Origin of the sequence: Hyunsoonleella ulvae, from assembly GCF_016827605.1 — a bacterium.
Lineage (GTDB): Bacteria > Bacteroidota > Bacteroidia > Flavobacteriales > Flavobacteriaceae > Jejuia > Jejuia ulvae.
This window is the reverse complement of sequence record NZ_JAEPJQ010000002.1, coordinates 214,541-227,540: the sequence shown is the minus strand read 5'-3', so window position 1 is coordinate 227,540 and position 13,000 is coordinate 214,541. Positions and strand designations below refer to the sequence as shown.

Genomic DNA, 13,000 nt, shown 5'->3' with positions numbered 1-13,000 from the left:
AACTTAATACCCGGAACATTATTTTGGCTAGTCCTTGCCAGTCAACGAAGCATGCGAAATAAAATGCTCATTGTAAACCTTATCATTAACCATAACCTCAAAACCTTTATTTGCGGATAGTTTGGATAATATTAGTCGTTCTTTATTGTAGTAGGGCTTGTTTAAGTGAATAGTAACCTTATCAAATTTAGATGGAAAAACAACATAGCTAGGTTCACTAGGAGATACAGGATAAATACCCATCATTGAAAATACCGCCCATGCGCTCATGGTTCCTGTGTCGTCGTTTCCTGGTAATCCATCTGGGGTGTTTTTAAAATAGGTGTTTAAAAGTTGCTGTACCAATGCATCTGTTTTGTATTCCTTACCTTTTATGTATTTAAACAAAAACGGATAACCAATATCAGGTTCATTGGCCATATCAAATTGGTTTTTTGAAAATACATTTTCCAATTGGTTAGCAAAAGCATCGTCGCTTCCCATTAATTCAATTAAACCTTTAGTATCATGAGATACCATGAAGGTGTATTGCCACGCATTACCTTCTATAAAGCCAACGTTTTCAACAAAATTTGCTCCGTATTCTGGATTGTATGGCGTTAACCAACTACCATCTTCGTTTTTGGGTCTTAATAATTTGAATTCATCACTGTAAAGATTCCTGTAGGATATGGCTCTTTTGGAAAACAATTCATAATCTTCTTGTTTACCCAAGGCCTTAGCCAATTGCGCAATGGCAAAATCTGAAATATTATATTCCTGGGTTGTAGAAACAGAACCACTATGTACGGTACTTGTCGTGAGATAGCCTTTTTCAATATAGTCTTTTAATCCTGGTCTTAAGGCATTGTTTTCTAATTGGGTTGCACTTTTGGTCATGGCTTCATAAGCCTTTTCAACATCAAAATCGGTAATACCTTTTAAGTATGTATCCGCAATAATAATTCCTGCAGGGTCGCCTACCATGGTTGTGGTTTCGGTAGCGTTAAGTTCCCATTTTGGTAACCAGCCAGATTCATCGTAAATCTGCAACATACTTTTAACCATATTAGATTGTTGTTCGGGGTATACCAAACTCATCAACTGGTGTAAATTTCTGTAGGTATCCCAAAAAGAAAAGGTAGTATAGCGTGTGCCATCGGTTTTTAAAGTTTCTCGAGTTTTCATTTTTGGGTATTCGCCATTACTATCGTTTAAAGTATTGGGATGGATTAACGTGTGATATAATGCTGTGTAAAAAATGGTTTTATCGTCATCCGTACCGCCTTCAACTTCAATTCTTGATAAATGATTATTCCAATCTGTTTTCGTATCAGCTAAAACAGCATCAAATGTTTTGTTTGCAGTTTCCTTTTCTAAGTTCTCCCTGGCGTTTTCGATACTTACATAGGATACACCAATTTTCATTTCAACCACTGTAGGTGTTTTAAAATTGTAACGCATATACGCTCCAATACTGTCCCCAACGACTTCTTTAGTATAATTTTCTTTGATGCGATGCTTTCCGTTATAGCCCATCCATTTCCCTTCTACGCCATCATAAGTTCTTGGGGTTTTCCATACACCTAAAGCATCAGCAGGTTTAGAAAAACGTGCTACAAAATAGATAGGATATGCTTCTTCGGGTTTGTAATAGCAAAATGAACCCACAGAGCGCATGCCTTCAATTTCATTGGGCGATACCACTTTTACCATTGCACCTTCTTCGTTAGTTAAGCCCAAACCTAAATTTAAAAGTATGTTGGATTTCCCCGCTGGAAAGTGGTATTTGCTCACGCCAACTCTTGTAGTTGCTGTGGCTTCTACTTTAATATTATATTTATCAAGTGTGTTGGTGTAATACCCAACAGAGGCCGATTCTTTTGAATATGTCGACCCATAATTTAAGTGATTGGTCTCCAAATCTCCCGTGGTTGGCATTGCTAAAATAACACCCAAATCTGGACACCCCACACCGCTGAGATTGACATGACTAAACCCTGTTAAAAAAGTATTTTCATGTACATAGGGCGTGGATAACCAACGACTGTCTTTTTCCAAAGGCAAATTTTTTGGACCGGCGACATTAAATGGGGATACGTTTGCCATACCTCTTACGGCGATAGGGCCAGGATTGGTGGTTCCAAAATTTGAAGTACCAATAAATGGGTTAACAAATTGCGTAAAGTCTTTTGATGTAGTTGCAGTCTCTTGCTCTACATCTTGTTTTGGCACATCTTTACAACCTACTAATACAACAAATAGTAATAGTAAAAGATTATTAATTAATTTAAGATGTGCCATAGAGTTCTACTTTTTTATCAGACTCAAAGAATAAGGTACTGCGTTATCATTACTAGCCCAATCTTTATTAGGGGTTGCGCTCATATCAAAGGTTAATGTGCCTCCTTCTTTTAGCGTTTCAAAATTTAAAAACGTTTTATTGTGAGCTTCTCCGTTTAAGGATGCTCCGTTGATGTAAACATTATCTTTTGAGTTTGACGGTGCAGATATTACCAAGGTGTTTCCATTTTCAAAATGAACGGTTGCCTTTTTAAAGAGCGGACTACCAATAACATACTCATTTACTGCTGGTGTTACGGGGTAAAACCCTAAAGCACTAAATACGTACCATGCCGAGGTTTGTCCGTTATCCTCATCGCCACAATAACCGTCTGGTGTAGCAGAATACAATTTGGTTAATACTTCACGCACTTTCTCTTGTGCCTTGTATGATGCATTCGCATGATTATACAAATAAATCATATGTTGAATGGGCTGATTTCCATGGGCGTAGTTACCCATATTCATAATTTGCATTTCGCGAATTTCATGGATGGTAAAGCCGTAATACGAATTATCAAAATCTGGAGGCATATTAAATACCTCGTCCAATTTATTTTCAAATGCTTTTTTACCGCCCATAAGTTCCATGAGTCCGTTGATGTCATGAAAAACCGACCATGTGTAATGCAAACTATTCCCCTCGGTAAAGGCATCGCCCCATTTTAGGGGATTAAACGGACTTTGAAACGTACCGTCTTCATTTTTACCTCGCATCCATTGGGTTTCTGGGTCGAATAGATTTTTGTAATTCAGCGAGCGTTTATAAAATGTCTCAGCTATATCTTCTTTTCCTAATTTTTCAGCCATTTGTGCTATGGTAAAATCGGCATAGGCATATTCTAAAGTTCGGGCCGCATTTTCTTTAATACCAACATCATAAGGCACATAGCCCAATTTGTTGTAATATTCAATGCCTTCACGCCCAACAGATTTTAAGGTGTTACCTCCAGATGAAACAGGTCTACCTTCTGAGGTTGTGGCGTTTTTTAACATTGCTTCTAGTAATACACCTGTATCCGTCATATCAACACCTTTTAAAAAGGCATCTGCAATATTGGGTGCCGAATTAGAGCCCACCATACAATCTCTGTGTCCTGGACTTGCCCATTCTGGCAACCAACCAGACTCCTTGTAGGTGTTTGCCAACCCTTCCATGATTTGTGCATTCAGTTCTGGATACATCAAATTGAAAAAGGGAAACACCGCTCTAAACGTGTCCCAAAATCCATTATCGGTAAACATATAACCAGGTAACACTTCGCCATTATAAGGGCTGTAATGAACCGTTTGATTTTGTGCATCTATTTCATATAATTGCCTTGGGAACAATAACACTCTGTAAAGACAAGAATAAAAGGTACGGATGTTATCAATATTATCATCTTCAATTTTAATTCTACCCAGTTCCTTTTCCCAAACGTTTTTGGCTTTAGCTTTTGTAGTTTCAAAACTATCGGCTCCAATTTCTCTATCTAGATTAAGTTTTGCTTGTTCTAAACTGATGAAAGAGGACGCTACCTTTACATGCACAGTTTCCCCACGTTTTGTTTTAAAACCAACAATAGCTCCTACGTGTTCGCCTTCACTTTCTTTACTATTTTCTTGAAGTGCCCAGTTGTCGCTCCAAGTATGGGTAAGTTCAAAGTCTTTATCAAATTCGGCTACAAAATAATTATGAAAATTGTCTGGCACACCATCAGTATTATTTCGACAGTAGCCAATAATTTTTCGTTCTTCTGGTATGATTTTTACCATGGAACCTTTAAAGAATCCGTCTAATAAAATATAAGATTGATTCTCTGGAAAGGTAAATTTAAAATGAGCTGACCGTTCTGTTGGAGTCACTTCTGCAGTAACATCATAATCCGCCAAATACACAGAATAATGATGTGGTTTTACTGTTTCGGCTTTATGCGAAAACCAAGATTGACGCTCGTCCTCTTGAAACTTTAAATCGCCGGTTACGGCCATTAACGAAAAGGCCGCATAATCATTTATCCAAGGGCTTGGTTGATGGGTCTGCTTTATGCCTCTAATTTTATTTCCGTCGTATTTATAGGTCCATCCATCTCCCATTTTTGAGGTCATTGGTGTCCAAAAATTCATGCCCCAAGGGGTTGCAATGGCAGGATAGGTATTTCCATTGGATAGTTCAAAAGAAGAATCTGTACCCATAAGCGGGTTTACAAAATCCACCAAATTTGTGGTCGTATCAATGGCATAACAGGTGTCTTCTTGTTTTGTGCTGGTGTTGCACGAAAGAAGTGCTACAAAGCCAATAATGCTATATAATGTTCTTATTTTCATAATCTTATTGATAATAGACTTCCAGTACTTTTGCATCTTCAGATTGTAGTTTAAGGGAGTTTAAACTTGCTGGCACTAAAATGGTTTCTCCTGTTTTTAGGTTGTAATCAGTGCCGTTGCAATGGATATTCAGGCTACCTTCCACGCAGATGTAAATTACAAAAGAATCTATGTTGCTGTAATCCATAGACATTTCGCCATCTATAGCTATAATGTTGGTTTTAAAATATGGCGAATGTACTAGTGTATTTGACGTATTCTTATTTAAATCGTATGATGTTTTATAAGAATCAAGTACATCATAATCAATTACATCAACAGCTAAATCGTTATGTAATTCTCTTTTTGAGCCTGTTTTTGAATCAACCCTGTCGTAATCATAAATTCTATAAGTAATATCAGAAGTTTGCTGGATTTCTGCCAACATCACGCCCGCACCAATGGCATGCACTCTTCCTGTTGGGATATAAAACGTATCGCCTGGATTTACATTTTCATGATGCATCACTTCTAAAATAGTGCTGTTGTCTAAATGCGTTTTGTATTCTTTTTGCGTGATTTCTTTATCAAAACCAACAATTAATTCGGCATCATCATCAGCTTCCATAACATACCACATTTCATTTTTTCCGAAGGAATTATGGCGTTCTTTTGCTATGTCGTTACTTGGGTGTACTTGAATGGATAGCGGAGTTTTGGCATCAATAAATTTGATAAGTAACGGAAATGTATCTCCAAATTTTTGATACACATTATTCCCAACCATATCGCCTTTAAAGGTATTGATGAGTTGCTCAAGGGTTTTACCTTTTAAGGCCCCATCGACCACTAGAGTTTCATCGTTTTCTACACCCGAAATCTCCCAAGATTCGCCAACGTTGGTTTCTTTGTAATCTTTGTTTAATACTGTTTTTAGTTTTTCGCCACCCCATATTCTATATTTAAAAAGTGGCGTGAATTTTAGTGGATATAAATCCATAAATCTATATGTGTTAGTTAAACGTTTTGCTTAGTAAAAATACTTATAAAGTATTAGACTACACATGGAACTTTAATGCATTAATATGGAAAATTACCATAAACCTTGGCCGAATTTAGCTTTTCAACTACTTTGCTTAAGTTTGGAGTATTACTCATTTCAAATTTAAGTGTACCGCCTGCCAAAATCTCTTTGTGGGTAATGTAATTCCTATTAAGGGTTTCTCCATTAAGCCATATCGATTTCACATAAATATTATCTTTTGAATTGTTTTCTGCTACAATCTTGAACTGTTTTTTATCTGGCAATACAATGGTAGCAGAATCAAAAAGTGGCGACCCTAAGGCATAGGCATTTTGGGCGGGATTAACGGGATAAAATCCTAAAGCGTTGAAGATATACCACGACGACATTTGCCCGCAATCTTCATTCCCACAATGTCCATTTGGTTCATTTTTGTATTGCGTTTCTAAAATTTGACGTATATATTTTTGCACTTTGGATGGTTTATCTATAAAATTATATAAGTATGCCACATGATGACTGGGTTCATTGCCATGTGCATATTGCCCAATCATGCCTGTGCTAAATAAAGGTAATTTATCAGTAGGTTCAGGATAGTAGGTAAACATGGAGTCTAGTTTTTGTTCAAAACGTTCTTTGCCACCTGTTTTTGCAATTAAAGTTTCCACATCATGAGGTACAAACCAGTAATAATGCCAGGCATTGCTTTCGCAGAAGTAGGGGCTGTACTCCTTGGGAACAAATGGTGTGATAAAGTTGCCCCTTTCATCTTTAGGTTGCATCCAAGAATTGGTTTCGTTGTGTAAATTTTGCCAATTTTTAGAGCGTCTTATGAAATAGTTGTAATCTTCAAGTTTACCTAATGACTGTGCAAACATGGCAATACACCAATCATCATAAGCATATTCCATGGTTTTTGAAACCGACCAATTTTCGTGGTGTTTATCAACGGGTATATAGCCTTTTTGCATGTAAACATTAATCTGTCTATCAGTAACCATAGCACTTTCTTTACAGGCTTGGTAAGCAAGTTGTGCGTCAAAATCAAATCCCTTAAAATAAGCATCAACAATTACAGGGACTGCATGATAACCAATCATCATATCGGTTTCACTGCCTTGCATGGACCAAACAGGTAATTCGCCAGTTTCTTTATAATGTGCCAACAAAGATTTTATGAAATAGGGTACCAGTTTTGGCTGTAAAATAGTATGTAACGGGTGTGCGCCCCTAAAGGTATCCCATAAGGAGAATGTGTCATATCTATTAAATCCTTCAGCTTTAGAAATGGGATTTATACCAGATTTTAGTTGTCCATTTTCATCATTGGCCGTTTTATAGGTACCTCCATAATCGCTAAACAAATTAGGCGTCAGCATGTTTTGATACATCATGGTATAAAAGATGCTTTTTTTGTCTTCATCTGGGGTTTCAATCTTAATCTTTTGAAGTTGATTTTCCCAGACCAATGTGGTTTTTTCCTGTTGATAATCGAAATCAAAACCAACGGTTTCCATTTTTATGGCATGGGCCGCGGCCTCACAACTTGTAGAAGACAATCCTGTTTTGATGATGATTTGGTCATTTTCTAGGGTTTGATATTTCAATACCATTTTGGTATTACCCTTCATTGGGTAAATTTTCAGCGTATCGTTTTTATAGTAGTGGTGCGTATCAAAAGGTTTTGAAAACAGCATTTGAAAATACACTTTTTGGTTTCTTGCCCAGCCTGTGGACATACGATAGCCTTGAATCGTCGTATCGTTTACTTTTTCAATATAAGTTTCTGCTGGTTTATCCCAGTTCAAGGCATAGCCCAAATCGATATGTATTTGGCTATCGCCATCTTTGGGAAAGGTGTACCGATGGATGCCTACTCGTTTTGTGGCTGTTAATTCTGCTTTTATGCCATAATCCAACAAATCGACTGTATAATATCCCGGGAATGCTTTTTCTTTTTGATGACTGAACGTGGAATAGGGTTTGAAATTATTCGCCTCAATACGCTTATTAAATCTGCTATTGGTTGGCATGACTAGGATATCGTATAAATCGCCAGCTCCAGTGCCCGACAAATGCGTATGCGAAAACCCCGTGATTATGGAATCTTGATAAAAGTAGCCCGCAATCCTATCCCAACCCGGAATACCTATATCTGGACTTAATTGCACCATACCAAAGGGTTCGCTTGCGCCCGGATATGTATTTCCGGGGCCATCGGTTCCAATAAACGGATTCACATAATCCACTAGAGGTTTGGTGTTTTCTTTTACATCTGTTTTAGATTTACAAGAAAACGTGATAATCAATAGTAATATGTAAATACAAATCTTATTCATAAATAAGTATTATTGCGACGCTTTAATTACTGCAAAATGCGATTCTTGAATATCAAAAAAAGCGACTCCTGAAGCTCCTGATTGTTTTACAATGGCAATGGCTTTTGCCAATTCATCATCAGTCATTTCAGGTAAATACAGGCCTGTATGTAATTGGGTTTGTTTAGCTTTTAAATCTGTAAGTCCTTGCTTTGTGGCAAATTCTACCCAATCTAAACCTTCATTGTAAAAATTGTTATAAATCATGGGTAATACTGCATCAATATTCCATTTATCCCAACGTTGGCGCACCATGTGGTCTGCCATTTCAGGATAGGGAAATACCGCGGAGGTTAGGTTTTTACCGTGTTTATGGGCTATATCATAAGCGCCATCTACGACCGCTTTAATTTCATTAAGCCTGAATTGTTTCCATTCTATGTCTATGGCTGGTACTTCAGCTTTTGTAATGTCTTTTCCAAATAGCTTTTCAAATTTTTTAACCGAGGCTTCTGAATAATCAAAATCAAAATCGGGAAGTTCTTCGTTTTGTACTAAATTGTATTTAGGAAGTAAACCTACAGGTAAATACACATCAGGATATCTTATATAATCGAGATGTACGCTGGAAATGCCTTCGACTTTTGCTAAACCTTCCACTAAGCTCCAAATATGTTTTCGGGCTTCTGGATGACTGGGAGATAGCCATTGGTAATAGTCTACATAAGGGCGGTCGTCAAAACACGATTTTCCACTTCGGCTTACCATATACCAATCGGGGTGTTTTAGTGCCGTGGTGTCTCCCGGTCTGTTCATGGTAAACATCCACGCGTGTACTTCCAAACCTTCCTTAATGGCTAACGGTGCAATTTTAGATAAATAATCGGCATCGGCCCTAGTATCAATAAGTACGGCATCGATACCTGAATTTGTATATTTTTTGAATTGTTTAATGTGAATACTATCTGCAACATTAGCCGCAGCACCATACCAAGCCCAATACTTAAACGGTGGTGTGATTTCAGTCTCAGTAATTTTGATGTCCTTTTTTTCTTTTGAACAGGATACTGTTACTATGAAAATGATGATGAGTAATTGATATATTGATTTCATATGGAACACTATTTTACCATGATTTTACCATGTTGATTAATAATGATGGTTGTATTTGAAAAAGGGCTTTCCACCCAAATATTATAGCCTGTTTTATGATTGTCGTAGTGAGGAGTTATCGTTTTATTCAGAATTTGCCTTGATTGACTAACGTCTTCAATAGTGATAGTTTTGCGTTTTAAAGCATTATGTAATTCGGATAAATACCACTTGATGTGCTCATCTTTAGGAATGGTAAAACTTTTATTTTCTTTTGAAAAATAAACATACCCCCAAGTTTCGGGTTGATGCATCGCAATAACGCCTTGTGGCGACCATACCCAATTGTATTCATGCAAAAGTTCTCCTTTTTCATTTGTTTTTCTTTGGTACGTTCCGTTGTCTAGTTGAAAATCCCAATGCACTCTTGAAAAATTGATGCGCCAAAAGGTGTCTGATAAATCAATAGTTTCAAAATAAGAAGTTTTAAAAGCACTGAGTGGTATAGCAATTTCAATACGCCATCCATTGTCTGTATCATTTGGATTATTTAATGTACCATCAATATAAACAGCGGATTTTAAACCCTTGGCATCCCAATCGTTGAGCGTTAATGCACCATCACGGTATGGTTTTGTTAAAAACAAATCCCAAACGGTGTTTAGGGCGTTAAATTCAAATTCGTAATAATTATGGCTGTCGTTATCGGGGTCAATAAAAATTTCAAAATCATTGTTGTGAAAAATGATGGTATCTCTTTTTTTTAGGTTACCCCAAACGTGAGGGGCTTCCATTTTAACAAAAAAGTAAATATGATGGGTATCCCAAAGCATTTTTACTTGTGTGTTGTACTTTGGTTTTTTAATACCTTCTATATCAATAAACATATCGGAATATGGAGCGTTTTTCCAAGATGTTTCATTCCCGAAACCATCAATTTTTATGGGTTCATCAACAAAATTTGCTATGTATGTTTTGGGAGTAGTGGGTATATTATTTTGCACGCAACTATATATTGGTAGCCCAAGAAAAAAAAGACTTATGTTCCATAAGCCTTTTTTCAAAAGAGCAAGTATTGATGCTATTAATCTCATTCTTTTTTATATGATGCTATTGTTTTTTGTAAATGCCAATATTTCACTTATGTAACCAAATGCTATGGCCACAACGGTGTCTGCACCTCCGTAGTAAATGGTTACTTTATCGTTTTCTAAATCTTGTAACGAAGCACATGGAAAAATAACATTGGGTACATCGCCTACTTGTTCATAGGTTTTAGATGGTGTGAGCAAATAGGGTTGTGTTCTGTACTTTACGATATGCGGTTGGTCTGTATCTAAAATTGCAGAGCCCATGGCATACCTAAAGCCGTTGCAGGTATTTATAACGCCATGATAAAACATTAACCAGCCCTCATTGGTTAAAAAAGGGACTGAGCCTGCGCCAATTTTTGTACACTGCCACGCACTATCTTTAAAAGAGGTGGGAGACATCATGTGCCGGTGTTCTCCCCAGTATTTCATATCGGGGCTGTAACTCATATAGATGTCTCCAAAAGGGGTGTGACCGTTATCGCTTGGGCGACTCATCATAGCATATTTTCCATCTATTTTTTGAGGTAACAATACCCCATTTCTGTTGAAAGGTAAAAAGGCACTTTCACATTGAAAGAATTCCTTAAAATCGAAGGTATAGCCAATACCTATTGTAGGACCATTGTGACCCTCGCACCAAGTAATCCAGTAGCGGTCTTCTAAAAATACCACTCTGGGGTCGTATTTGTAATCTCCGAGTATCTGTCCTTTGTCGTGTGCTTCAAAATTTATAGGATTCTCATTAATTTTCCAGTTGATGCCATCGTCACTAAAGCCAGCAAAAATGTTCATTTGCACAGCTTTATTATCGCATCTAAACACCCCTGCAAAACCATCTTTAAACGGCACTACGGCACTATTAAAAACGCTGTTGGATGTTGGAATGGCATCACGATTAATAATCGGGTTTTGGCTATAACGCCAAACGACCTCTTTGGACCCTGACGGTCTTTCTTCCCAAGGAATAGCATTCATTTTTTTAATTAATTTTTGTACTTCTTTACTTTATCTAACCAAGTAAATTTTAAAATCACAGAAGTTACTACAAACAGCACTAAAACACAAAACATGTTAGAGTAATCTCGCACCATAAAGTAAATAGGCAATAATATCATACTGGATTGCCAAATAATACCAATGATACAGTTAAACATATCGATTGGAAAATCTTTATTTTTCTCAAAAATTGGATTAGTTTCTTTAATCGTTTTAAAAACTGGATTCCACCAACCCCACGGCCTTACATTGGTGTAGAAACTTTTAAGGGTATCCATATTTGTTGGAGGTGTTAAAAATGTACCTAAAAAAGAGCCGATTAAGGAGATTCCTAATATTGCCGGAAAAGCGTAAATAACAGGAAGAGTTGCTATTTGGTGCATAAACGAGCCAACTTGAAAGCTATCTTGATTTTGCTCTAAAATAAATTGTAGCGTGGCTATTAAAAGTCCAGCTGTCATCCCCCAAAAATAGCCCCAGCCATTAAAGCGCCACCAAATCCACTTAAGTAGATTGGCCGCAACATAGCCAGCATAGAGAGCACTAGTAATCCACAATGTTATAGAATTTATGGAGTCTGCGAAAAAGCCCATTATTACACCCAAAATAACAATACCAAAAGAAGCTAGATGACTTGCTCGTACATAATATCTAGGCGTTGCATTTGGTTTAAAATATTTTTTATGAATATCATTTACGACGTAAGCAGATGCGGAATTTACTACTGCGGAAAACGTAGACATAAAAGCAGCCAAAAGGCCTGCTAAAAGTATACCTTTTATACCGACGGGTACGTGATGGTTTATCACTTTAGGCAAAATAATCTCTAAATCATTAATCGATAGGGTGCTTGATATAGCCATCTCGGGTGCTATAAATACCAATCCTAAAATGACAACACCTGTAATAAGTAAATATCTTGGAATGAATAATACCAAATTTGTAAATCCGCTCATGTAAGCCGCCTCTTTAACGGATCGTGTGGAGAGTATGCGTTGCATATCATAACCTGGCGTGGGTCCAGCAATACTGGCAAAGAAGCCTTTTAATAAAGACATCCCAATAAAAGCCCCAAACATTTTGTAACCTTGTGTGTCTATTAAATCATTAAACTTCTCATACTTCCCATCCCAAAAACCATCAAGTTCCCAACCAAAAAATACTGTACCCCATTCTTTTGAAATGATAGATTCAAGCTGAATATCTGATATAGAAATAAAAGTATATGTAGCTATCAACAAGCCAGCTAAAACCATTATACCATACTGTAACACCTCGGTTGCTACAACAGAAAACATACCTCCTTTTACGGTGTAAATGGTAGTAAGAATAATAATTAGTAGGGCATAACTTTGATCCGAGGGTAAAAAAACAGAACCATTGAGCATTATAGTTAGGTCCCATGGCAATATAATGGTTAAAAATTTACCGACACCTTCAAAGAAATAGGCAATAAAACCCAAAGATGATATGATTGCAAATATAGCAACGATGAGGTGAGATACCCTACCGGGTTTATCATCTCCAAAACGTGTTAAAATCCATTCAGAACCTGTCATAATGTTTGACCGTCTTATCCATGCGGCCAGAAATACCATAACGAAAATTTGGTTGAAAATAGGCCACATCCACATCATCATGAAACTTTTTGCTCCGTAGAGAAATAGTAAGCCTACCATCCATGTAGTACCTGAGACATCAAACATCCCTGAGCCATTACTAAGCCCCAAATAGTACCATTTAATGCTTTTTCCTCCTAGAAAATAAGAATCCAAACCTCTGGAGGCTCTTTTGGAAATCCAAATACCAACACTTAAGGTTAGTACAATATATACTCCAATTATTGTTACGTCAATAGCGTTCAT

At 37.0% G+C, this 13,000-nt stretch carries 8 protein-coding genes; all 8 read right to left on the bottom strand.

Features of this window, described 5'->3' with window-relative positions:
• Nucleotides 1–27: 27 nt before the first annotated feature.
• On the bottom strand, nt 28–2,283 hold the full coding sequence (locus JS605_RS06700; RefSeq protein WP_203256929.1) for a GH92 family glycosyl hydrolase: 2,256 nt from the start codon (nt 2,281–2,283) through the stop codon (nt 28–30).
• A gap of 6 nt (nt 2,284–2,289) precedes the next feature.
• A complete protein-coding gene (locus tag JS605_RS06695; RefSeq protein WP_203256928.1) occupies nt 2,290–4,632 on the bottom strand; it encodes a GH92 family glycosyl hydrolase in 2,343 nt (780 codons plus the stop codon).
• 4 nt (nt 4,633–4,636) lie between these two features.
• Nucleotides 4,637–5,611: a type I phosphomannose isomerase catalytic subunit gene (locus tag JS605_RS06690; protein WP_203256927.1), complete on the bottom strand. Its 975-nt coding sequence runs from the start codon at nt 5,609–5,611 to the stop codon at nt 4,637–4,639.
• Between the two features lie 80 nt (nt 5,612–5,691).
• A complete protein-coding gene (locus tag JS605_RS06685) occupies nt 5,692–7,974 on the bottom strand; it encodes a GH92 family glycosyl hydrolase (protein ID WP_203256926.1) in 2,283 nt (760 codons plus the stop codon).
• A 9-nt stretch (nt 7,975–7,983) separates the two neighbouring features.
• A complete protein-coding gene (locus JS605_RS06680; protein ID WP_203256925.1) occupies nt 7,984–9,066 on the bottom strand; it encodes a family 10 glycosylhydrolase in 1,083 nt (360 codons plus the stop codon).
• Between the two features lie 8 nt (nt 9,067–9,074).
• Entirely contained in the window at nt 9,075–10,049 is a 975-nt protein-coding gene (locus JS605_RS06675) for a carbohydrate-binding family 9-like protein (protein ID WP_317194131.1), read from the bottom strand.
• Between the two features lie 96 nt (nt 10,050–10,145).
• Entirely contained in the window at nt 10,146–11,114 is a 969-nt protein-coding gene (locus tag JS605_RS06670; protein ID WP_203256923.1) for a glycoside hydrolase family 130 protein, read from the bottom strand.
• A gap of 8 nt (nt 11,115–11,122) precedes the next feature.
• Nucleotides 11,123–13,000, bottom strand: a complete 1,878-nt coding sequence (locus JS605_RS06665; RefSeq protein WP_203256922.1) for a sodium:solute symporter family protein — start codon at nt 12,998–13,000, stop codon at nt 11,123–11,125.